The organism is Staphylococcus sp. aM (assembly GCF_052975125.1).
In genome coordinates this window covers 21,681-46,171 of record NZ_CP121447.1, presented here as the reverse complement: position 1 = coordinate 46,171, position 24,491 = coordinate 21,681, and the positions used below count along the sequence as shown (strand labels likewise).

Annotated in this window: 17 protein-coding genes and 2 tRNA genes; 4 read left to right on the top strand and 15 right to left on the bottom strand. The window is 31.2% G+C overall.

Annotated features, from left to right (window positions below):
- Positions 1 to 136: 136 nt before the first annotated feature.
- Entirely contained in the window at positions 137 to 490 is a 354-nt protein-coding gene (locus tag P7F85_RS00175) for a winged helix-turn-helix transcriptional regulator (protein WP_002466412.1), read from the bottom strand.
- 130 nt (positions 491 to 620) lie between these two features.
- Between P7F85_RS00175 and P7F85_RS00170 the strand changes: the two genes are divergently transcribed.
- Positions 621 to 1,958 carry an NtaA/DmoA family FMN-dependent monooxygenase gene (locus P7F85_RS00170; protein ID WP_002466407.1) on the top strand — a complete coding sequence of 446 codons (1,338 nt, stop codon included), beginning with the start codon at positions 621 to 623 and terminating at the stop codon, positions 1,956 to 1,958.
- Positions 1,959 to 2,497: 539 nt separating this feature from the next.
- Here the strand turns inward: P7F85_RS00170 and P7F85_RS00165 are convergent.
- Together P7F85_RS00165 and P7F85_RS00160 are read right to left on the bottom strand one after the other, a co-directional pair.
- A complete protein-coding gene (locus P7F85_RS00165; RefSeq protein WP_002450195.1) occupies positions 2,498 to 2,908 on the bottom strand; it encodes a phosphate-starvation-inducible protein PsiE in 411 nt (136 codons plus the stop codon).
- Between the two features lie 70 nt (positions 2,909 to 2,978).
- Complete coding sequence (locus tag P7F85_RS00160) at positions 2,979 to 6,143, bottom strand: DEAD/DEAH box helicase (RefSeq protein WP_002466399.1); 3,165 nt, start codon at positions 6,141 to 6,143, stop codon at positions 2,979 to 2,981.
- A 300-nt stretch (positions 6,144 to 6,443) separates the two neighbouring features.
- On the opposite strand from P7F85_RS00160, the gene P7F85_RS00155 reads away from it, so the two are divergent.
- The 3 genes from P7F85_RS00155 to P7F85_RS00145 all read left to right on the top strand — a co-directional run bounded on the left by P7F85_RS00155 (position 6,444) and on the right by P7F85_RS00145 (position 8,840).
- Positions 6,444 to 7,424, top strand: coding sequence for a tRNA dihydrouridine synthase (locus P7F85_RS00155; protein ID WP_002466390.1), 981 nt, complete (start codon positions 6,444 to 6,446; stop codon positions 7,422 to 7,424).
- A gap of 410 nt (positions 7,425 to 7,834) precedes the next feature.
- Positions 7,835 to 8,461, top strand: coding sequence for a hypothetical protein (locus tag P7F85_RS00150; protein WP_002466392.1), 627 nt, complete (start codon positions 7,835 to 7,837; stop codon positions 8,459 to 8,461).
- A gap of 19 nt (positions 8,462 to 8,480) precedes the next feature.
- Positions 8,481 to 8,840, top strand: coding sequence for a hypothetical protein (locus P7F85_RS00145; protein WP_002466418.1), 360 nt, complete (start codon positions 8,481 to 8,483; stop codon positions 8,838 to 8,840).
- Between the two features lie 375 nt (positions 8,841 to 9,215).
- On the opposite strand, the gene P7F85_RS00140 is transcribed toward P7F85_RS00145, so the two are convergent.
- From P7F85_RS00140 to P7F85_RS00085, 12 genes are all read right to left on the bottom strand, one after another.
- Positions 9,216 to 11,219 (bottom strand): restriction endonuclease, encoded by a 2,004-nt coding sequence (locus P7F85_RS00140; RefSeq protein WP_002466402.1) that lies wholly within the window; start codon positions 11,217 to 11,219, stop codon positions 9,216 to 9,218.
- A gap of 153 nt (positions 11,220 to 11,372) precedes the next feature.
- On the bottom strand, positions 11,373 to 12,704 hold the full coding sequence (locus P7F85_RS00135) for a 5-methylcytosine restriction system specificity protein McrC (RefSeq protein WP_046464465.1): 1,332 nt from the start codon (positions 12,702 to 12,704) through the stop codon (positions 11,373 to 11,375).
- Positions 12,691 to 14,721: an MrcB family domain-containing protein gene (locus P7F85_RS00130; RefSeq protein WP_002466376.1), complete on the bottom strand. Its 2,031-nt coding sequence runs from the start codon at positions 14,719 to 14,721 to the stop codon at positions 12,691 to 12,693. Before P7F85_RS00130 ends, P7F85_RS00135 begins: the two co-directional genes overlap by 14 nt.
- A gap of 725 nt (positions 14,722 to 15,446) precedes the next feature.
- Positions 15,447 to 15,926 (bottom strand): 23S rRNA (pseudouridine(1915)-N(3))-methyltransferase RlmH, encoded by a 480-nt coding sequence (rlmH, locus tag P7F85_RS00125; protein WP_002466394.1) that lies wholly within the window; start codon positions 15,924 to 15,926, stop codon positions 15,447 to 15,449.
- A 365-nt stretch (positions 15,927 to 16,291) separates the two neighbouring features.
- Entirely contained in the window at positions 16,292 to 17,092 is an 801-nt protein-coding gene (locus tag P7F85_RS00120) for an MBL fold metallo-hydrolase (RefSeq protein WP_015364556.1), read from the bottom strand.
- 473 nt (positions 17,093 to 17,565) lie between these two features.
- On the bottom strand, positions 17,566 to 18,357 hold the full coding sequence (locus P7F85_RS00115; protein ID WP_002466387.1) for a two-component system regulatory protein YycI: 792 nt from the start codon (positions 18,355 to 18,357) through the stop codon (positions 17,566 to 17,568).
- Complete coding sequence (gene yycH, locus P7F85_RS00110; RefSeq protein ID WP_447158548.1) at positions 18,358 to 19,695, bottom strand: two-component system activity regulator YycH; 1,338 nt, start codon at positions 19,693 to 19,695, stop codon at positions 18,358 to 18,360. It lies immediately after the preceding gene.
- Complete coding sequence (walK, locus tag P7F85_RS00105; protein WP_046464467.1) at positions 19,688 to 21,514, bottom strand: cell wall metabolism sensor histidine kinase WalK; 1,827 nt, start codon at positions 21,512 to 21,514, stop codon at positions 19,688 to 19,690. Before walK ends, yycH begins: the two co-directional genes overlap by 8 nt.
- A 12-nt stretch (positions 21,515 to 21,526) precedes the next feature.
- Positions 21,527 to 22,228 (bottom strand): response regulator YycF, encoded by a 702-nt coding sequence (yycF, locus tag P7F85_RS00100; protein ID WP_002451565.1) that lies wholly within the window; start codon positions 22,226 to 22,228, stop codon positions 21,527 to 21,529.
- 470 nt (positions 22,229 to 22,698) lie between these two features.
- Positions 22,699 to 22,771: transfer RNA gene (locus P7F85_RS00095), tRNA-Asp, on the bottom strand.
- A gap of 7 nt (positions 22,772 to 22,778) precedes the next feature.
- Positions 22,779 to 22,853: transfer RNA gene (locus P7F85_RS00090), tRNA-Glu, on the bottom strand.
- 219 nt (positions 22,854 to 23,072) lie between these two features.
- Complete coding sequence (locus P7F85_RS00085) at positions 23,073 to 24,356, bottom strand: adenylosuccinate synthase (RefSeq protein WP_002451564.1); 1,284 nt, start codon at positions 24,354 to 24,356, stop codon at positions 23,073 to 23,075.
- Between the last annotated feature and the right edge of the window lie 135 nt (positions 24,357 to 24,491).

Genomic DNA, 24,491 nt, shown 5'->3' with positions numbered 1-24,491 from the left:
ATTAATACATCTAAAAAAGTTAGAGAAGTAGGAAATAAATATTGCCTTAGTACTAAAAATTGTACTTTTGTAGCTTATCGAATGTTTTAATAACGCGTCATTTTATTATCTATCACACAAATTTGTATGATCTAAATTAATCATTGCCATATTTAGCACCATATTCTTTCATCAACTCAATAATTGGAATGATATCTTTACCCATTTCAGTAAGTGAATATTCCACTTTGGGAGGAACTTCCGGATAGACCTCTCTATGAACAAGTCCATCATATTCAAGTTCGCGCAACTGTTTCGTTAATGACCCTTGAGAAATACCTGATAAAAATCGTTTAATATCACTATATCGTTGAGGTTCATCTGATAAATACCATAAAATAAAATGTTTCCATCGACCTTCAAGTAAATTTTGTGAAAACCCTAAATGATAAAGGTCGCTTTTATTTTTTATAAAGGATTCATCAAATCCATATTTACATATTTTAGCCATTATATCTTATCCTTTTACAAAGGTACGAAATAATATACCTAGTATTTTAAAATTGCCTTCTTTTCAAAACATATTATCATACATATACTCATTAACATATTAACTAAACCTCAAAAAGGAGCGTGTCTATATGAAAAATGCAAGAGATAGAAAAATGAAAATCGTACTGCAAATGGTCTCTGGATACGGTGGAGAATTTAAATCATGGCGTATGCCAGGTGCCGTTGTGGATGCTTATACGAATATAGATAATTATGTTGAAAAAGCCAAAATTGCTGAAAGAGGTAAGATACATTCTTTATTCATAGCAGATACACCATCTCTTACAAATGATATAAGCATAAATTCTCCTATGCATTCATTAGATCCACTTTTACTTTTAACAGCTGTCGCTAGAGAAACGAAACACATTGGCTTAGTAGCTACTTACTCGACGACTTTTAATGAACCATACAATTTAGCACGTCATTTAAAAACATTAGATATCATGAGCAATGGTCGAGCAGGTTGGAATGCGGTTACCACATCTAATCCCACTACTGCATTAAATTTCGGTCAACACTTACCAAGTCGAAATGTCAGATATGATATGGCGCATGAACATATTAGTGCTGTTCAATCACTTTGGGGAAGCTTTGGTAAAAATGCTTATAAACTTGATGCTACTTCTGGTCAATTTATAGATACTAATGAAGTAAATCTTGCAAATTATAATGGACAATATTATCAAACAAGAGGTCCTCTACCCATACCTCCATCCCCTCAATATCAACCTCCTATATTCCAAGCAGGTGGTGGTGAAAAAGGTATTGAACTTGCGGGTAGATTTGCATCAGGTGTATACGCAAATCCATTTACTAAAGAAGAAGCTCTTTTACAACGAACATTATTACGGGAAAGTGCAGAAGCATATGGTCGTAATCCAAATGATATTAAAATGTTCGCTGGATTTATGTTTTCAATTGGTAAGACCAAAGAAGAGGCACTAAATAGAAGACGAATGCTACTTGATTTTGCACCTAAAGAAACTGAACAACATGTAGCTTATTTGGGACAAATGGTTGGGTTATCTTTTAATATTAATACTATAGATATCAATCAGCCATTACCTGAAACATTGCTCAGTCAAGCTCGACCTTCCTTAATGGATCCACGTTCAAATAGAGCACTTGAATTGTTACAAAGTGGACTATCAATTAAAGATGTCTTGGCACATGGTGTGATCAATTATCACCCTGTAGTTGTTGGTACTCCAGAAATGATCGCAGATTTTCTAGAGGACTGGTATCTATCTGATGCTGCCGATGGATTTTCTATTGTTCCAGATAGCACTCATGATGGTGTAGAAGACTTTGTTGATAAGGTTATTCCTATTTTACAAGAAAGAGGGCTTTTCCATTTAGACTATGAAGGAGAAACTTTACGAGATGAACTTGATGTTTCTTATGAATACGGATTAAATCGTTAAAATTGATTAGATATAAAGGGAGTGGGACAGAAATAATATTTTATTAAAATTTATTTCGATGTCCCACCTCGGCAAGGTTGACTAGAAATGAAAAAGCTTGCTACAAGGACATTTTCATTTCAGTCAACTACTGCCTAAATATGAATGTAACTTGAAATATATATTTATGTCCCAGCCTGTATTATGTTCTTTATTTATCATATTGGGTGTTATAGTAATTATTCGTTAAGGATATGATTTTTATCCTTAAACAAAAGGAAGATGCGTATGAAACGAAAAACAAGAAAGCGTATTTATCTTGCCCTCATGGCTATAGATTTAATTACCGTGCTTATAATTATAGGGTTCACTGATATGCCCTATAGCGGCAGACAATATTTCGGCTATGCTTTTACAATATTACTGACACTATATTGTTTAGTTCCAAATACGAAAGACAATACTAAAGATAAGTCATAGTTATTACATTTACTTTTATAACTTAAAAAAGGAAACAGTGCGTTCACACATGCTTCCCTCTTAAAGTTTAGTATTTGATTTTAATCAATCGTAAATTTTCGTAAACAGTATAGTGAAATCGTTAGTATAAATATACTTGCGACTAACAAGATTGTCTCAGTAGCATCGCTATGTTCTACTATAATAATTCTGACAATCGCTGTAATACCGATATAAATAAAGTATTGTAACGAAAAATGATAATTGTGTTTGAAATATTGAATAATGAGTAGAATAAACTCAATATACATGAACGATACCAATAAATCTTCAATCACTTGGCTATATTTCAAGTCTTTATCTTGTAAAAATAAGTTTTGAAAGAAACCAAAACATTCGGTAAATAAAAATATAACAAGTGTTATCGCAATGAGACCAATACAAATATTAACCGCTAATAACAACAATTTCGAAAACTGTTCACTTATCTTTTCAGGCGTAAATTTCTTCATCTTTTCTCCTTAATGAACCCTTCACTATTTAACTTATAGTAAATAGATTATTCAATTCATTTTAGCATAACTAGTGAACTTCATATATATCATTCAATTCTTTATATATAATTTCATAATATGGTTTGAGGTGGATTCTATTTAAGTCTCCTATAACGTAGAATTCCTTTTTAGCTCTTGTGACCGCCACGTTAAGCAAATTAGGTTTTTCGCATGACCAATTTACTGCCCCATCTTGTGTATTATCTGTACCTACTACAAAATATACTTTCTGTGCTTCTTTACCTTGAAATGTATGAACAGTTCCGATTGACTTATCTATCCATTTATTAATTTTACTTTTTTCTATATTTAAGCATTTAGGTAATTCTTTCTTAGCTAAAGCTTTTACTCGTTGTTGAACAGCTGAAAACGGCGATATTACAAATGAACTCGGTTCATTTTCATTATTGTTTAGCGCCTCTTTCCAGTCATTAATTAGTAATTCAACTACTTTAATACCCTGCTCTTTTACATATTGTTTATTAATACTTTTTCCAGTAACATGATACCATCCTGCTTTACCTGGCTTTTGCATGTATTCTGGTAATACCATTTTGTTAGTATAAGCAATCTGATTTGCAATTGTAAACATTGGATTTAAACAACGTCTATGTACCCACAAAGGAATACCTATCCATGTTTTTTGTTGTTCTTCTGAAGTATCTTCTTTCCAAAATCCGTATTGATTAGCATAATCGGCTACAGATTGAACGGAAGACACTTTAGATAATAATCGTTCTGGAATGTTATAACTTTTTCTAATGTTATCAATAAGATGACTTTCTAATGTTACTACTGGTTCGATTTGTATTGGATCTCCAACAGCCACTACGTTTTTGGAACGGTACAATGCTCCAACCGCTGATTGTGGAACGGCTTGACCTGCTTCATCAATAAACAAGTAATCAATAAAATCTTTTGGAATGCCTTGATACATAGACTTAAAACTTGCGAACGTAGTACTAACAATTGGGAATATTAAATGTATTACATTCCATGCGTTACATACTACTTCAGGCTTGGCATCTATTAATTTACGTCGATTTTTAAAGTTATTTAAATTTGCAAATATGGTCGTAGAATTGGCAATCAACAATAACTTGTGCAATATCATTGATCTTACGAAAAGCATAGCTCTTCTATACTGTAATTCATCACTTGTCCATAAATTTGACATCTGTCTCTTAGCATAAATTTTTTTCCCATTATTCCAAAAATCTTTTGTCGGCATATCAATACTAGTCTGAGTACAGAATTCATTATATCTTTGAACAACTTCATTATAACTTTTTTGTTGTTTATAAACTTTTGCTAATTCGTTATTTAAATAATCCTTTTCTTTAGATTTGTTAGCAATATCATTTTCTTTATCTTGTTTATCTTTTTCAAATTCAATTTTTCGCTCTAAAATTTGCTTTTTCTCTTCTAAATATTTTTGGTACTTTTCATCAGTTTCGGAACTAAACATTGACTTTATCTTATTCATTAAGCTATGTTGTCCAGATGTATGCAAATATTCATTTATTATATCAATCTGTTTATCTTTATCGTTCATTTGTTTATTTAACTGATTAATTTCTTCTTTATATTTCTCTAATTCATTTTCTATTTCCTCTAATTTTTCACTTGATTTTTGTTCTCTTACATTTAAATTTTGATTTTCAGTTAAAGCTTTTTCATATTTTTTGTATACCTTATATGCTTCAATAGACTTCTCTTTTAATTTTTTCACATTCTCTAATTCATCTAAAAATGCTTTCTTATGATATTTCCATTCTTTCTTGATATCTTCATTACTTAATTGATTATTTTCATTTTGAAGTAACTTAGCAAGTCCCACATTATCTTGATCATTTTTTAACAAGTGATTTAAAACTTCATTAATATTTTCACTTTTTCCAAATACACCAGAGAATAATCCCCACGCATCTTCACCAATCAAATCTTTCGCTATACTAGCAAAATCCTGTAATTCTGCTATTAATTCTGCATAATCTGTTTCATACTCCGGAAACGCACAATCTTTTGGGTTTCTAATTATTTCATCTATTTTAGGTAAATCTTTAGAAATATTTTCAACAGCTCCGTTATTACTTGAAGCAACAACCATTTTATATCGAGCAATCGAATCTTTAAGTAAATATACCGGTTTCTCATCAGTTTCATGTATTTTAGTTGGTTTAAATGCTTGTTTAGGGTGGCTTAATTGAGCTAATTCTTTACCACGTTCAACTACAAAATGTGCAAAAATATCTTTTAATAGTGTAGTCTTCCCAGTTCCAGGAGGGCCATTAACTGAATTAATTTGTTGATTGCAACTTGTTATTTGATTAACTGCAACTTGTTGCATTAGTGAAAGTCTATGTTCAGTTTGGGAAGGCCAACGTCCGTCAGGAAGATTTGATGGATGTAGAAATTTCTCAATTTCTTCTTTATTTTCATCAATTTCTACCCGTTGTTGCTCATCTATGCCTTCTATATATTTAATTAACGTTTGATTAGGAGATTTTCTAGCCATTTCTATATCTGTAATAAAGAAACTGTTAAATTCTGGTTTTGGTAATTCATCTTTTCCAATAAATTCAATTGCAACATAATTAGGAAACAAGCCACTATTGTCACTATGTAAAACTGAAAAATACTTATCATATACTTTATCTATTTGATTAAGTTTTCGTTCATTGATAGGTTCATCGGCTAAAATCTCATTTACCTTTTGCTTAAATTTTTCTACTGAATCCTCAAACTTTTTTTCAATATCAGCATTTTTATCTTTTTCAATTTCCTTTAAAGCACTCATAATCATTGGAATGTGTATACTATCCATCAAAACATAGCCATTCTCATCAGTATTAAATGTATAACCATAACAATGTGTTGAGTTAGGGTTATATATTTCAGAATGGCTATTAAAGATATCTTGAATCTTTAAATTAATTTCGTTATAACGAAAACAGCTTCTATAGAACTTAAAGATTATTTCCCCACTTTTTCTCTTTTCATCTGATATAACAAAACGTTCTTCATTCCAAATATCAAAATATTCATTGAAAGTTTGTAACTGAGTTTGCTTATTACCATTCTTAAAATGTTCTTCAGATAATGTATCTTCTGTCGTATAATCTACCTTTCCCGGACTTAAAGATTCGATTAATAACCATGAAGATAATGTATCTTTAACTAAATATTTCATATGACCCCATCCTTAAATATTTAATTTATACTTATCGCTATTTTAACAAATAAATTAAATATACTAATAGACTTTCAAAATTATTATCCACAGTTTTACCTGAGCCTATCTTTCATAGTATATAAAAGTAGTTGCTACAACGAACAATTTTGAAGGGGGTTTTTGTACAATCATTAAATCATACACCCCTCTCACACTCTACAATTAGTCAACTTCACTTTGTATATCTCCCCCCTTTGTGGTAATATCATTATGCGTAAAAATGCGAGATACTAATAAAGAAGAAGGTTTAAATATATTATGAAGGAAAATTTTTGGAGTGAATTGCCACGGCCATTTTTTATTTTGGCACCTATGGAGGACGTGACGGATATTGTCTTTCGTCATGTGGTAAGTGAAGCAGCGAGACCTGATGTGTTTTTCACTGAATTTACTAATACTGCAAGCTTTTGTCACCCTGAAGGTATTCACAGTGTGCGTGGTCGCTTAACTTTTAGTGAAGATGAACAGCCTATGGTAGCACATATTTGGGGCGATCAACCTGAACAGTTCCGTGAAATGAGTATTGGTTTAGCGGAGATGGGATTTAAAGGTATTGATTTAAATATGGGATGTCCTGTTGCAAACGTTGCTCAAAAAGGTAAAGGATCTGGCCTTATTCTTAGACCTGAAGTGGCGGCTGAAATTATTCAAGCAACGAAAGCGGGAGGTCTACCGGTAAGTGTTAAAACACGTCTTGGTTTCTATGAAATAGATGAATGGCGTGATTGGTTAAAACATGTCTTCGAACAAGACATCGCGAACTTATCGATCCATCTACGTACACGTAAAGAAATGAGTAAAGTTGATGCGCATTGGGAATTAATTGAAGCGATTAAACAACTACGTGATGAGATAGCACCAAATACTTTATTAACAATTAATGGCGATATTCCAGATAGACAAACTGGACTTGAACTTGCCGAAAAATATGGCATTGATGGTGTGATGATTGGTAGAGGCATATTCCACAACCCATTTGCCTTTGAAAAAGAACCACGTGAACATACTAGCGAAGAACTACTTGGTCTATTACGATTACATCTATCATTATTCCAAAAATATGATAAAGATGAAGACCGACAATTCAAAAGTTTACGTAGATTCTTTAAAATTTACGTACGTGGCATTAAAGGTGCGAGTCAACTACGTCATCAATTAATGAATACACAATCCATCGCTGAAGCACGCGAATTACTAGATGAATTCGAAGCACAAAGAGAAAAACATACAGAATCATAATCAATTTCAACACATAACAATCCCCTGTTAATCATTTAATTAACAGGGGATTGTTTTATATTATTTATACACAACAATTATACGTTTATACATATCACCTATATTTTTAATAAAACTACCTTCTTCATAATCATCTTTATACGAATTATCAAGTGTTTCTATTGATGTCTAAGTATTTCACGCAAGTTAATAAAGATTTGAGTTTTCATTAGAATAGTCATATCAAAACTAATTCTATATATTTAAGCATACTTTTCAATCTGAAAAATTAAATGAATCTAAATTTATCTAGCAAAACAATTGTTTTTATAAATACATCTTTTCTATATTAATTTTTAAAATTTATATAGAAAAGCGTGGCAAAATATATTAATATAAATTTAAACTAATTATTGAATGGGGATGATTATGTGAAGAAAGTTTTCGCAAGTTTAGGGGTTATTTTATTAGTTGTAATATTGGGCGTTGCTGTTGTATTTGCATATGGGAGTTACAAAGATTTAGAACTTAAAAAAGAAGAAGCTAAGCTAGAGGATAAGAAGAATAAGAAAATCGATAAAAATAAAAATACAGAAAATGAAAATCAAAACCAAGTATCAACAGAAAACATACAACAAGATAATGTCACAAATGAAGTAAATAATGAAAAAGCGAAACAACTTGAAAAAGCTTTTAATATTAACAGTGAAGAAGCACGAATATTAGCAAACGAAATAGATGCAGCAGATACAAATGGAGATGGGATTATTACAACACAAGAAATGACACCTACCTTACAAAAATTTTCAGAAGCAGGGAAATTCCAACCAGCTGCGGGAGGTGCAACTCCCTCTAGTGAAGGTAAGGGACAATCAAAATATACAGCAGAAGATGCTAAAAACATGTCTGATGATGAATTTTTAGCTGCATATAAAGAAGGAATGAGCGAAAAAGAAGCTGCAGCTGTTGATAGCAAAGCTAAAGGCTCTGGAGATTATATCAACTATTTAAGAGGTCAAGTAGAAGCACGTGCCAATGGCCAAGGCGGCACTTATTAAACTTAAAGGTGACTAAACTATGAATAAATTATTAAGTATAATTACAATGATTGCAATCGTTGGTATATTAGCATCTATTGGTTTTTTTGGTTACAACAAATATCAAGAAGTAGAATTTGCAAAAAATAAATTACAGGCTAAGCAAAAAGAAAATATTGGAAGTAACTCTCGAAGTATTAGTGAACCCTCTAATAAAGAGAATCAATCAAATGAAAGTCCAAGTAATAGTCAAGAAAAAACGCAAACTACAACCCACGAAGCTGCAAAGAATCAACAAAAGGTAACTAGAGATAACGTTTTTGATTATGCTATTGCAGCTATAAATAAAGTGGGAAATGCAGATTTATTAAAATTTCAAGAACCTGAATACAATGGTTAAGAATGGACAATTAACGCTAATAATAAATCCGGTGCAGGAGCTAATACTATCGTAGTTAAAGATGATGGAACGGTGCAAATTTGGAATGGTCCTAAAACATCTATAGACTATGAAACTAAAATTGAATTATAATCAAAAAACCAAGATTTACATTAACACTTACGAGTGAAATAAATCTTGGTTTAATTTTTGCGGATTTATAGAAACTTTCGACACTGTAAAGTAAAAAGAAAATAACTATCATAATAAGATCAATAAAAGAAAATATAGAAATATTAGATATAGAATAGCAGCAACTAGATAAAATTATACAAAAACATCTCAAATTAAATAAGGTATCCAATGATTAAAAAGCATAAAATCATAAATAATGTCTTATTTTATTGATGCAGAATAATAAAACCCAAATTTTAATTGAGCGTCAACTAAAGATCCTTTCGCATAATAACCATTTTTTTCCTTTCCTACACACCCAATTAATGGATTTGAAAGTAAATTTAACATATTATCTACTTCTTCTTTAGTTAAATCTTCATCATTAAACTCATCTATGCTTTTTATAAGCATATAAATTTCACGTATAGTTAATATACCTTTTGTAAATTCGTCATCACTATTTTCTATTAAAGTTTTTATAATCGATTTAAATAATACATTATATCTACGCATTCTATTATATGTACTATCCAAAACGCTTATATCTACTTCTCCTACTTGATTAAATAATTTTTTATATTCAATTGCTTGTAAAGGATATACTTGATGCCTTTTCACTAATAATTCAAGATTATCAATATCCAATAATAAAACTTGATTGTTTTCAGCAAATCTTTTCAATCTTCCATTAAAATTTTTGCCAACTATTACTATAAAATCTGCATCATGCTTCTTTTTATGTTCTTTAAGCGCATCAAAATTCACTAAGTTTTCAGTAATTATACCTTCCTTATTTGTCTTTGCCTCAATAGCTACCTTATACGTATAATCTGGAACTGTTCTAGCAGTTAATAAAATATCTGTAGTGCCTGATTGCGCTAACAATTTAGTTTTAAAACCTAGTTCAATAAATGTTTTTTCTAATAATTTTTCGAAATCGTGCGGACTAGAAGATTTAGTTGAAGCTAAGCGAACTTCTTTTAATAAATTTTGATAACTACCTTCATTATTTTTTAATAACCCAACTCCTTTATTTGAAGAGTTATTAATACTCATTTTACCTTTTAATACTGATAATAATAACTGACCACGATTTGATAATTTTAACTTTTTACCTTTATCATTCAAAATCAATTTAGCATTTTTTAAATGGGCTATTCTTTCTCTAATTCTATCAAGTCTTTCAGAATTCATATTAAACTCAGTTACACCTCTAGCAATTAATTCTTTAGGCTCTTGAGGGGACTCTTCTAACACGAAAAGTATTTCAAAAATATACTTATATTCTTTGTTTATAAAAAATAATAGATATAAATCTGGATGGTCAGAATTTAAAAGTTTAATACCATAATCTGAAGTTTCGTAAACTTTTTCTCCAATTCTATCTATAATTTTTAAATTAGTTAGAAATGTTAAAAAACTATTTACAGATGATTCCTTGCACTTGAACTTATCATTAATATAATTACTTAATGACTCTGTATCTTTAGCATTTAAAGTAAATTCTATTATGTTTAATATCAGTTCAGTTGCTTTTGCTCTACCTCCTGGAATATAACCTAATCCATCTTTTCTATCAATGTTGTTGACGTTCCAACCTAACTCCTCAATCCATTCTGGTAATTTAATTAATTTTTCTTTTGCAGTTATATCTTGAACATATTCAGATATATTAAAAGATTTCAAAGGAGGATATTTTTCTATAAAATTTCTTCCCTCTTGGTTAATAACATATAACTTTTTATAACTCATTGAATTAATTAAACCTAAATCATTTAACCACGCTAGTCGCTCATGAATCTGTCCGTTTTGTTTCCAAGACATATTATAATTTTCATTTGCATAGTTTAAGACTTCTTTAGTAGTTTTAGGTTCTTTTATAAAAAACAATAACTCAGATATATATTTCACATGTAATTGCAAAAATTCAGCTAAATTTTCTCTAATACTTTCTTCTTCAAAATTTATTAAACTCTCTGTGAGGTAATACTTATTTTCATTATCTTTTTTTATAAATTGATATCTTAATAGTATTTCTATGTAATGTTTTAATGTATGTTCTGTTTCGCTACCTTCAATTTTTACAACAGTTTCTAGTTCTGTGTTAGTAATTATTTTATGAAAAATAGTCTTTATTGTATCTACATACCCAAATTTAGATTGTGATCTAGGTAAACGTGGTAATGCGTTAAATTTATGTTTCCATTGGTCAATTTGGTTCATTTTTTATCTCCTAAATATGTATTAATTTATTGTCTATCTATTATTTTACATTAAAATTATAGATAAAACCGCATCAATATCTGATACGCTTCTGCGTATCAGCTATTGATGTAGTTTTCTATATCACTTTGTATAATGCTAAGTTATTCTATTTTAATTAAAAACTAATTTATCTAAAAATTCTTCTTCAACTTTTTTCATTTTTCTGGAAAAATCTTTATAATCTACCGCATCTTTAGGGATAGTGAGTCCAAACTTTGCAATTTTTATATCTTTATGCATTTGTACGTTTTTTTCATAAGTCAGACCTTGATTTAGATATAATACTTCATGACTATTTCCTTTATGGCTGGGAAAGAAATAATAACCGCTTTTAGCATTAAACCTAAACATATATGCCAAAAGCTGTAAATAGTCTTTATTTCCTATATTTTGTATAGGTTTATATTTGGCATCTCCAATAACTCTATTTTTATCATTATGCCCAATAAAATCTGGATAAATCAAACCTACTTTTTTCCCAGATTCTTTACTGAATAATCTTTGAGCACCATCACCATTTTTGTTTTTGGGATGATAGAAATCTGTACTGATTAATGTAGCAATGTACTCTTCCCACAACCACGCACCGTCAAATAAAATACCATAAATTTTATCAGAGCCACTCCCTATATAATGTTTCTGTTGTTGCAAAATGGTTAAACAAAGTTTTTGTAACTCTCTATATTCTTTATAATAAGCATGTCGGACAGGCCACTTATTATTAAGCATTATTACTTTTCTTCTATCACGAATATTATAACTTGTAGTAACCTCTTGAACTTCTTTCACTTCATTTCTGACGCTATTTAAAATACCTGCTCCTGCATCTCTTTTTTTAATAAATTCTATTGTATGTCTAACTAATTGAAGAATATAATTATCGTATGAAAATTCTCTTTGAGAATATGCAATTTTACCTATGAAGGGCGTATTAATTCTAATGTGTCTTTGAATGTCCACAGTTCCTTTTACATTTTGATTATTATATTCATTTCTTGTATATTTTTTGTACAACCCTTTACGCAAAGCTTTCTTTAAAAAGTAAGGGAAAATATAAATAAATAGGTCAATGACTTTATTGTCTTGATCAATTATTGTATTTAGGTCAATTACATATGGTATTTTCAAAACATTTTCTATTAAATATTGAAAAAAATAATCATTTTGTTCTTCTGAAAATCGTGACTCAATAATTAAATTTTCATGTTCACAACCTAAAAATCCCATAATATTACTAGATTGATAATCTTGACCTACTTTATTAAGAATAATTTGTCCCTCACTTATACTATCTTGCTCTTTTAAACTATTAGGAAATACAAATATCCCAGCTTCTTCAAGTTCTGACATAGTTTTGTCTAATATTGAAGATATTATATTTGGAATTTCACGAAACTCTTCTGATGCTAGAGAAGAATTATCTTTAATTTTAATCACTTTCATCTTTTAAACCTATTTCTAATTGTGGATTATGATAAGCCATTTTGAATGACTCCATAATTTCTTCTTCGTTAAACATTCCTGTAATATAATCAGCTAGAAGTGGTTCCAAGTAATCTTCCCATAGTTCTTCATAGTTTAAATATTTTAATTTTAAAAAGTAAGCCGCACCGATATGATAATTACTATCTAATCCCTCCACTTGAGAAATCACATTGTTAAGACTAACCATCCTAGTAATAGCTTCCTCTTTTTTATCTTCTAAAATCTCTAACATCTCAACATTTTCATTTGCCTTAATTTCAATGAATCTAAATCTACGTCTCATTGCAAAGTCAAATGTGTCTACTGAACGGTCAATATCATTCATAGTCCCTATGATAAATACATTATCAGGAATAAAAAATCTTTCACTCCCCGATTCCATGTTAGAATATTGTGTTTTTACTGCCCCACTTATTCCTCTATAACTAGGATCTATAGAAAAGAACAATTCTCCAAAAATCTTAGAAATTTCTCCCCTATTTATCTCATCAATTACAAAAACGTATTTCTTAATTTTATTTTCATTTTCAATGTAATTTTCATATTTTTCTCCGTCTTCAATAACATCATAGTTAATTTGAGCTTTTCTTGCATTATCACAAAATGTCTTAAATACTCCAGATTTCAATTTAAAACCCATATCTCCATTATTTATAATAGGTCTGATACCTTCGACAAAATCCGTATAATCATAATTTGGATGGAACTGTACGAACTCAAATTGCTCTGAGGATTCTATTTCTTCAGTAGATTCTCCAATAATTTTAGAAGCTATTTGTTTAGCTAAATAACTTTTACCTGTACCAGGTGCTCCTCTTAATATAATATTTTTTGATTTTAGTAATTTTTCAGTCATTTCATTTACGATTTTATTTTCTACCATCGACTTAACCTCTTTTATATAAATGATGTAATCATCATAAAACTGTTTAAAATATTCATTAGGAGGATTATCAGAAAACAAATCAAAATTTTCAACATCATAACTTTTATCTGTTTCTAGTTCAATTTGGTTAATTTCATCCCATAAAGTTATTCTTACAGTAGACATTTTATAGTTTTCAAATGTCGTTCGTATAGTTGCCCATCTCCCATTAGAAAACTGATAGCATATATATGGAATTTTTCCACTTCCATTTCCATTTTTTCTACCGTATTGGCCATTATTAAATAAATGAATATGAAAATTAATGTCTTCTATTTTAATAATGTTAAAATCTCTAACTTTCCTAATTTCTAAATCTTCAAGTCCTTCTTTTTGTATTACATTACTTTTATTCTTATTTATAATATTATTTTGACTTTGTTCTACAAATTTTTGGAATAATATTTTGAATGATTGGTATTTTTTTGTTTTGTTTTCTGAATTTAATATATAATTGTAAAATTGACCAACATCATTATTATTATCCTCAAATATAGCTTTGATTAACTTATAATCATTCAATAGTTTAATTAAATCTTGTTTTATTTTTGATGAGTCTGGCATATTGTTTATTTCGTATTTAAATCCACTAATAGTAGTAGTTTCATAACTTTTACCTAAACTTGTTTCAGATTTCAAATCAATATCAATAGGTTTACTTTCAGGAGAATCTAGCATTTTATATATCAAATTTGATATTTTTACTATGTCACTTTTTTTAAATTTTTTCTCATTGAAGTAAGTAGCACCCTGATTTAAAGTCAGATATACATTTTCTCCGTCACTACTAAATAAGAAAACAACATCTATGCCTTTAGTAGTAGTTTCAGTTATGTTTGTATCCATTATAGCAACCCATGGAATGTCAGCAAATCGGCCATTTCCAATACTACCTTTAATTTTAAATTCTTTTAATTCTTCAATATTTCTTAATTCTTCAACCATTTTATGCTTTACTAAATTACCAACCGGTGCCCCTTTAAATTCGCCTGTTTCTTTTTCCTCAATATATGTATTACCTATTTCTTGAATTACAGCTGATAAGCTCATTAAATAACTACCTCTATTCATATGATTTGCTATTTATTATATTAAAACATTTACAATACTCAAGTTTTAATTAAAAATAATCATGAGAACAATTAATATTGGTAAATAAGTTTTAAAAAGAAATCGATTTCATTTCAACACATTCCATTCTGAATATTTTTTATTTATATAAAATATTCACTTGATTCAAAAAACTAAATATTTACATTTTATTTAATATTTAAATTAAATAAAAACATTATCGATTTAATCCTTATATTTATTTATTAATTCTTGTTTATTATGTAAATAATCCATATCTTATTTCATATACTTCTTCCTAGCGTCAAGGCTTGATGTTCAGAAAAATCCTCTAATATAGTATCAGTGTCTTCATACCTTTCTATAACTCCTATTATATATTCATTCAAATCATTATTAACAATTGATTTCTTAAAAGATTTTGGAATATTTAATGTATAATCATTCCAATAATTTTCATTTGCTTTTTGAGGATCTATAATTAATATTCTTCCAATTTTTCCTTAATGCCCTCTTCATTTATAATATATATGATAATGTGTTCTCCACCCATAATTATTTCAATTAATATGACTTATTTCAAAAGAAATATTCTCCATGAATTTGGACCTTATTTCATTTAATTTTTTAAATATATTAGTTATATATATAAAATTATACGTTAAGCTAAAATCAAATCTCGTTATGAAGATACTAAATTTCTATCACTTATGATATGCTTCGCCCCGCATTATCTTAAATGCTCGATATACTTGTTCTATCAACACGACGCGCATCATTTGGTGTGGGAAGGTCATCTTGCTGAATGATAGGGCGTAATTGCTGCGTTGTAAGACGTCTTGATGTAGGCCGTTGGATCCGCCTATCACAAATACAAAGTCGCTTTGGCCTTGTGTCATGCGTTGGTTGAGTTCTTTAGCGAGGCCCTCTGATGACAACATTTTACCTTCAATTTCTAAGGTAATCACAGTTGCTTGTGGTTTGATTTTAGCTAATAGACGTTGGCCTTCTTTTTCTTTAACTTGTTCAATTTCTTTATCACTCATATTTTCTGGTGCTTTTTCATCTGGCACTTCTATTATTTCAATTTTAGTATATGCACCTAATCGCTTTTCATATTCAGCGATTGCTTGTTTCCAGTATTTTTCTTTAAGTTTTCCAACTGACAGAATTGTAATTTTCATAATATCCTCCGAGAAGTACTTGTTAGAGTTATCCACAAGTTATCAACTTGTTCACACTATTCCCTCTTATTGTATCAGTTTATCCTCACATTTTTTATAAATATTTATGATTTATACACAAAAACTGTGGAACAACCTGTTATTTTGTGGATAAGTATGTGTACAATGTGGGTATTTCTGTGTGTATTGTACACAACTCTGGATAACTATGAACAATTCAGTGGATAACTTCCCGATAGTCTTAATTATTTTTATCAAGTTATCCCCTATAAATATGACTTTTAAGACTTACTTCTACCACTTTTCCACAGAAATAGCATTAAAAAAAAGCGAGACTTTCTGTCTCACTCCCGTCTAAAATTTCATTATAAAGTATAAATAGGTGTCGCTTGTGCTTTATCCGTATCACATAACAATACTTCTTTTTCAGTATCTATATCATGTTGGTTTAACACTTGTCCTACACTCATACGCGCTAAATCTTTCATATTATTATCTTGAGATAAATGTGATAGATATATACGTTTGGTATTACCGGTAATCACATCAGTCATTGCTAAACCTGCATCTTCATTAGATACGTGTCCCATATCTCCTAAAATACGTTGTTTCGTCTTCCAAGGATAACGACACATACGTAACATATCCACATCATGATTACTCTCAAAGATAAAGGCATCACTACCACGAATCATACCTTTCATTCTATCTGAAACATAACCTGTATCAGTTAAAATCGTAAATTTCTTATGATCATTATGGAAAATATAAAATTGTGGATCTATTGCATCATGCGAGACGTTAAATGACTCAATATCAAACCCAGCAATTGATTGCGTTTCATACGGATTAAAAATAAATTTCTGATCCATTGGAATACGACTATCTTTCTTCTCAATTGCTTGCCATGTCTTTTCATTCGCATATATAGGCAAGTTATATTTACGTGCTAAGACACCTAGACCTTTAATATGATCAATGTGCTCATGAGTCACTAATATACCGTTTAAATCTTTAATATTTCGGTCGATTTGGCCAAAGAGTTCTTCCATCTTCTTACCCGTTAGGCCTACATCGACAAGGATACTTCCTTTTTCATTTTCAACAAATGTGGCATTACCAGTACTACCACTTGCTAATACACTCATGCGTATCAAGCGGCTCATCCTTTCTAATTGAAGCACTCATCCCTCTTAGTGACGTAAGAGTGCCTTCCGTATCATTTTTCTATTATTCTTTTAGTTAGTAATTAACTTTTTGAGCCGGAGACATAAACAAATGTTTCAGGCTATCATTTTGTATTGGCAGTAATTGGCTGAATTGATTTTCACTTAAATCAAGTTTTTCAATTCTAGTCAACCTTGCCGTGGTGGAACAACGAAATCAATTTTAATAAAATGTTATTTCTGTCCCACTTCCACCCGTTCTTAAAATAGCTTATATTATACTATACCAATTCTTATATTAATCTGCCAATACTCCGTTTTTTAAACTACTCGCATAATGATAATTTTATTTTTTATCTTCACTATTTAATATTTCAAAAAAGCACAATCTTATTCATAACTTAAAAATATACATAAAAAACTGCCGATAATGTTAAAAACGTTGTCGACAGTTTAATATTCAGTCTTGCTTCCTACTTGTCTATTACTTTTGGATTAGTGCTTGTGGCTTCGACGTAATAGGTTTGTGTGCTGTCTTTGCCGTTGTGTTTGACTTTGATTTCCCAGTTAGGTTGTAGTAGTTGCACGTTTGTTTCTTTAACGACTGAATAGTAGCCTAAACGTGCGTCTATCACTTCATCATGACGTTTGAGGTAACGGTTGTAATATAAAGCTTCTATAGCCTTTCTCGGGCCTATGACTTGGTTTTTACTACTGTTTGATCCTTTAGCCGCTTCAATGTTGTCCATCATTGTCTGTTTATAGCTTGTTGCTTTGCCATTATCTATATTGAAGCTAAGTCTAGCTCTACTGTTATTCATAATTGGATAACCTTGATAGGTTTGCTCAAAAGTCATTGTATCTGAACCAAGTTTACTCAATTGATAATATTTACCTTTATAAACATTGTCTTTCATGTAATTCTTAATATCTTTAAGGTTTTTATCACTGACGTTAACGGTACTACCGATATCGCCATCAAGTAACTTTCCTGATTCCGATGCGCTCAAGCTTGAATGTTCTTTGGCATAACTTGAGAAATCTTTAGATTCTGCTGTGATTTGTTGCATATGCGTATCTTTCACATCTTTGTTCAAGACGTCGTCAGGGACTTTAATTTCTTCTTGTTGGAAGTTTACGCGATTATTACTTTCCGCTTCATTAATTTGTGATTTATTTACTTTATCAATATAAATCACGACGAGGAAGATATTCACAAGAATAAATACGAAAATGAATAAGGTCTTAGTCAATTTCCAGTTCATTTATTCTAGCCCCCCATCTTTATACGCATACCACTTACCGTCATATTCGACGTACCAACGAGGTGTAAACTCACTATTGCGTTGTACTTCGATATCATCGTTGTTAGGTCGATCATCCATATCATAACCTACCGCGATGTTAGTCACACGCTCGAAGTCGATATTACTATTGTTTGCAAGTCCTGAACGAACAGATTCTGCACTTTCAAGTGATTTTTTATCACCACTATTCAAGATTACATCCGTTCTTAGTAATGAGCGTCGATAATCAAAGACGCCTTTTTCACACCAAGTAACTTGAATCTCATTTAAATCTTGTTTGTTAAACGTAGGATAACCATTTAAGAAGCGTTGATATGTTAATTCACCACTCATATTATCTGTGCTAAACAGACGGTAGTCTTCGCCTAAGAAGCCTCCATGACCATTGAGGAATTCGAATGTACCACCAATAGTATCTTCCATATTAGTTGAACTCTTCTCATCTTCTGATAAGTTTCTATAATGGTATTTCTCACTCTTATCATTGTAATTGGCTACACCTGTATTATTGTTGTAAGTTGTCACGCCACTTTGAGCACTACGAACAATCGTTGAATCATTGAATAATACGGAATTCATTTTTTCAACGTTAATAATATTGAATACCATACGATATGTCTTAATATCTTTTGGCTTTTTAGGTGCAAAAATGTGTGTGGCTTTATCAATTGTTTCTTTATTAGTAATGATTTCAGTATATTTCTCCATATCTGATTTCAGACTAGTTAATGACTGATTAACATCTTGACCTTTAACGGATGTCTTCATTTTAACGACTTGATGTCTATCTTTACTAATTGCATATAATACGACGCGTCCTTCGTGGTCTTGATCTATTAGTAGTCGATTAAAGTTAAAATGACGCGGTGTCTTAGCATCAATATCTAAAACTTGGCTTAAATATGTTGATAACGGTAGATCATACGTAAAATCAAGAACGATAAAATTATCACTCAGTTCTGGAATAATTAAATTATGATTTCGTTTTAAATGTTGTACTGAAACAATATCTTTATCTTTTAAAGGACTAATTATTTTTGAAATAGCATGTCCTGTTGCGGGCATACCTTCTGTTTTCTCACCATTAGAATGAATAATTTGAAACGGTGTGATGGTACTATCCATTTTAGCCGTTCCTGGTTTACTAATGGGTTTAGTGTTGTCTCTCTTATTCTCCGGCGTACTATCTGCATTAAATAAGTCAGGCGAGAAATTCCAAACCATATAGGTTAAGACGATACTCATTAGTACGAGTAAGACGAGGATAATCGTTTTGATGTGCTCTTTACTATTCATCCCAATCACCGTCTTCAATGATTTCGCATGGTAGTGTTATGAAGATAGATGTACCTTGGCCTTCCACACTATTGGCCCAAATACGACCGTTATGTGCCTCAACAATTTCTTTTGAGATGGCTAGTCCAAGACCTGTACCGCCCATTTTACGTGTACGTGCTTTATCGACACGGTAGAATCTATCGAAGATTTTATCTACTTTATTAATAGGGATACCGATACCATTATCTTTAATACGAATTGTCATTCTATTGTAAAGTGCATTTTGTTTCACGTGGAACTCGACGCGTTTATCACCACGAGAATACTTCATTGCATTAGTAATGACATTATCAAATACTTGCGTCATCTTATCAGGGTCTATTTCAGCGAAAATCGTTTGTTGTGGAATTTCACGGACAAATGTTGTATCTTTAGCAGCCATTTCATGTCGGTTAATAATCTTATTAATAAACATATTAAAGTCGACGATTTCTTTGGTAATTTGATCTGATTCATTATCCATTTTAGATAATTGAAGTAAGTCGTTAACAAGTCTAATCATACGTTCTGTTTCTTCGCGTGTCACGGATAAGAATTGTGGTGCTAAGTTATCATCTTTCCAAGCACCTTCTTCAAGTGCCTCAATATAACTGTTCATAGAAGTTAATGGTGTACGTAATTCATGTGATACGTTAGCTACGAATTCACGACGTTCACGTTCTACTTGTTGTTGTTCTGTTACATCATGTAATACGGCAATGTAACCTGTCACAAAGCCTGTTTCTTGAACAATCGTACTGAAGTTTACACGCGCAATGATGCCTTCTTCTTCATTAATATCTAATAAGAAGCTGTCATTATTTTCTTGAATTTCATCTAATGAAAATTCTTCTTCTAAATTCAATACACTTAGCATGTAATAACCGATAAGGTCTTCTTTAGCCATGCCTAGCATTTTAAGTGCCATATCGTTAGCAATACGGACACGTCCACGTCTATCTGTCGCTAAGATACCATCACTCATATGTGTGATAACAGAGTCTAAACGACGTTTCTCACGTTCAGTATTCGCTTGTGCTTCTTGTACCCTCTTGGATAAATTATTGAATGCAAGTGCGAGTTCACCGATTTCGTCATTACCATAAATCTTAACACGCTGCGTATAGTTACCTTTAGACATCTCGACCGTCTGGTTACGCATGTCGGTAATAGGTTTGGTAATGGTTCGCGCAATGAAGAATCCGAGTATCACAGTAATAAATAATGAAATAGCGGTACCTACGATAAAGATTTGGTTAATATTGTTAAGTTGGTTATATACATCATTGATTTTCGATTCTATGTAAATATTACCTATCGTTTGTTTATCAACTTTAACTGGTATGTTATAAACCCAAACCCGTTCCTTACCATTACCATAGTCTTTCAACACCATATGGTTGTTACTTTGACCAAGTGATAATGCCTTTTGAACAGAACTATCGTTAGCTTTTTGATTGATTAAATCGCGGTTAGACTGCTTGGTTGTTGCCATAATAATTTGGTCTTTGTCTATAAAGCGGATTTCACCAATTTCTTGACGGTTGGCATACTCGCTCAAAAGATTTTGTATATCCTTTTGAGCGTTGACCGAACCTTTTTCGTTATATACTTTTTCAATGCTTACATCTAATTGTTTTGCATATTGTGTAATGTTCTTTTTAAAATTATCGAGTAATTCCTTTTCCAAACTATTAGTAAAATATAGACCAATAATTTGCATACCAATAATAATCAGTAAGACATAGACAATGACCAGTTTCGTGTGAAGGGATTGGAGTTGTTTTAGCCACTTCATTCAACTAAACCTCTAATCATGTTGTTGGAGGAAATATCCAACGCCTCTACGTGTCACAATATATTCTGGATGTGATGGATCGTCTTCGATTTTTTCACGTAAACGGCGAATCGTTACGTCTACAGTACGTACATCTCCAAAGTAATCATAACCCCACACAGTTTGTAATAAATGTTCACGTGTCATTACTTGGCCCATATGTTTAGAAAGATAATGGAACAACTCAAATTCACGGTGTGTTAACTCGATGTCATCACCACGTTTTTTAATTGAATACGCATCTGGATAAATGACGATATCTTTAATAGAAATTTCATTTGTTGCGTCATTGACTTCTTGCGCTGGTTGAGAATAATGACGACGTAAGTTTGCTTTTACACGTGCAATTAATTCGCGTGTACTAAATGGTTTCGTCACATAGTCATCTGCACCTAATTCTAATCCTAAAACTTTATCAATTTCAGAATCTTTCGCAGTTAACATGATGATAGGCATTTCGAATTTTTTACGTACTTCACGGCATACTTCCATGCCGTCTCTACCAGGTAACATAATGTCTAATAATACGATGTCTGGTTCTTCCTCATATATTAAATCTACAGCGTCGTTACCATCGTACGCGCAGAATACATCGTATCCTTCTTTTTTAAGATTAAATTCTAAAATATCAGCAATTGGTTTTTCATCGTCGACTACCACAACTTTTCTAGCCATATATATAAACCTCATTTCTCAAAGTATAATTCTACCGTTCGTCTTATCTTAATTCGTATCGCTTGAGACCTTTCACGAAGCTCAAAAGCATGTGCTTTTTTAACACAGTTACTACTATCTAATTTACCATTTATGAACGGTTAATTCTATTTTTGTATAAAAAATTATAGAATAATATTATATATAAGTTTACCACCAAAATTCTATATCACAAAATAAGTTGAATGCTTTCAGTAAGCTAAGAATTCAAAAGATATTAATTTCATAATTTTGTAATATTAAAATTTAGTATAAAACCGATTAATTCAATGTTTTTCATTTGATTCTAACGATAATTGGGGAAATGTTAAGTTTCGATTGCCGAATGTCATCGACTTGTAAAATGGGGAACAATCATTAAATAAAGTGGCATTACTTTCATTGATAATAAAAGGACATAAAAAAATGCCTACCCTCTTGGGTAGGCAATACGGTCTCGACGGGAATCGAACCCGCGATCTCCTGCGTGACAGGCAGGCGTGTTAACCGCTACACTACGAGACCTAAAAAATGGTGACTCCTACGGGACTCGAACCCGTGTTACCGCCGTGAAAGGGCGGTGTCTTAACCGCTTGACCAAGGAGCCGTTCTTAAGCACAAGATAGATTATAGCACAGCCAATATTTGAATGACAAGATATTTTTTACATAATTTTAACATTATTTTTAATTAGGCCTGAGACAGTAATAATAAAGAACAATTGATTAGTTATTTTGTAGTATATTCAAGCATTTTTATCATCATATTAAATATAAAAAAAGCCGTTAAATAATTGTTATATCATTTAACGGCTTATCGGTATTAATTACCATAATTTTTCTAATAAGTTTGTTTGTTCACGATCTGGACCTACTGAGAAGATTGAAATGCGTACGCCACATAATTCAGAAATACGTTCTAAATATTTGCGTGCATTTTCAGGAAGTTCTTCTAAAGTGCGGCAACCTGTAATATCTTCTGTCCAACCTGGTAACTCTTCGAAGATTGGTTTACAACGTTGTAATTGATCTAGGTTAGCTGGATATTCAGTAATTTCTTTACCATCTAATTCATATGCTGTACAGATTTTAACTGTATCTAAGCCAGTTAACACATCAATTGAGTTGATTGATAAGTCTGTAATACCACTTACACGGCGTGAATGACGTAATACTACTGAGTCGAACCAACCTACACGACGTGGACGACCAGTTGTTGTACCGTATTCACGACCAACTTCTCTAATGTGATGACCATCTTCATCAAATAATTCTGTAGGGAATGGACCATCACCAACACGTGATGTATAAGCTTTACATACACCAATGACTTTTGATACGTATGTTGGACCTACACCAGTACCTACAGTAACGTTACCTGCTACTGGGTTACTTGAAGTGACGAATGGATATGTACCGTGGTCGATGTCTAACATCACACCTTGGGCACCTTCGAATAGTACTTTTTCATCTGCAACAATTGCGTCGTCTAAGATTTTAGGTGTATCTGTAACAAATTCTCTTAAACGTTGACCTGCAGCATAATATTCTTCAAATATATCATCAAAGCTTGGGCATGTTTCGTTAAACATACCTTTGAAATATGCATTTTTATGTTCAATATTTTGTTTTAATAGTCTTTCGAATGTTTCTTTTTCGACTAAGTCTCCCATACGGATACCAATTCGTTGTGCTTTATCTACGTATGCTGGGCCGATACCTTTTTTAGTTGTACCGATTTTATTATCACCGCGAAGACGCTCTTCATACTCGTCTTGTGCAATATGATAAGGTAAAATCACTTGAGCACGGTTAGAAATACGTAAGTTATCTGTTGAAATACCACGTTCATTTAAACCGTCTAATTCTTTAAGTAATGCAACTGGATCAACTACCACACCATTACCAATAACTGCTAATTTGTCTTTATAGAAGATACCTGATGGTACTAAATGTAATTTATATGTTTCTCCACCAAATTGGATGGTATGTCCTGCATTATTACCACCTGAAAAACGTGCAATCACGTCTGCTTGTTCTGCTAAGAAATCTGTAATTTTACCTTTACCTTCGTCTCCCCATTGTGTCCCAACTACTACGATTGATGACATAAGAGCACCTCCAAATTTTTCTCATTTAACCATGAAGTATTTTACCAATATAGATACTATAATGCAAATAAAAATCGAACATTGATTTCATACAATCAAATCCATCTATTTTTCTTTATAATGAAAGTTAAAAAG

Coding starts and splice junctions, on each gene's coding strand:
- P7F85_RS00175 (WP_002466412.1), bottom strand. CDS start 490: ATGGCTAAAATATGTAAATATGGATTTGATGAATCCTTTATAAAAAAT.
- P7F85_RS00170 (WP_002466407.1), top strand. CDS start 621: ATGAAAAATGCAAGAGATAGAAAAATGAAAATCGTACTGCAAATGGTC.
- P7F85_RS00165 (WP_002450195.1), bottom strand. CDS start 2,908: ATGAAGAAATTTACGCCTGAAAAGATAAGTGAACAGTTTTCGAAATTG.
- P7F85_RS00160 (WP_002466399.1), bottom strand. CDS start 6,143: ATGAAATATTTAGTTAAAGATACATTATCTTCATGGTTATTAATCGAA.
- P7F85_RS00155 (WP_002466390.1), top strand. CDS start 6,444: ATGAAGGAAAATTTTTGGAGTGAATTGCCACGGCCATTTTTTATTTTG.
- P7F85_RS00145 (WP_002466418.1), top strand. CDS start 8,481: ATGAATAAATTATTAAGTATAATTACAATGATTGCAATCGTTGGTATA.
- P7F85_RS00140 (WP_002466402.1), bottom strand. CDS start 11,219: ATGAACCAAATTGACCAATGGAAACATAAATTTAACGCATTACCACGT.
- P7F85_RS00135 (WP_046464465.1), bottom strand. CDS start 12,704: ATGAAAGTGATTAAAATTAAAGATAATTCTTCTCTAGCATCAGAAGAG.
- P7F85_RS00130 (WP_002466376.1), bottom strand. CDS start 14,721: ATGAGCTTATCAGCTGTAATTCAAGAAATAGGTAATACATATATTGAG.
- rlmH (WP_002466394.1), bottom strand. CDS start 15,926: ATGAAAATTACAATTCTGTCAGTTGGAAAACTTAAAGAAAAATACTGG.
- P7F85_RS00120 (WP_015364556.1), bottom strand. CDS start 17,092: ATGAGCCGCTTGATACGCATGAGTGTATTAGCAAGTGGTAGTACTGGT.
- P7F85_RS00115 (WP_002466387.1), bottom strand. CDS start 18,357: ATGAACTGGAAATTGACTAAGACCTTATTCATTTTCGTATTTATTCTT.
- yycH (WP_447158548.1), bottom strand. CDS start 19,695: ATGAATAGTAAAGAGCACATCAAAACGATTATCCTCGTCTTACTCGTA.
- walK (WP_046464467.1), bottom strand. CDS start 21,514: ATGAAGTGGCTAAAACAACTCCAATCCCTTCACACGAAACTGGTCATT.
- yycF (WP_002451565.1), bottom strand. CDS start 22,228: ATGGCTAGAAAAGTTGTGGTAGTCGACGATGAAAAACCAATTGCTGAT.
- P7F85_RS00085 (WP_002451564.1), bottom strand. CDS start 24,356: ATGTCATCAATCGTAGTAGTTGGGACACAATGGGGAGACGAAGGTAAA.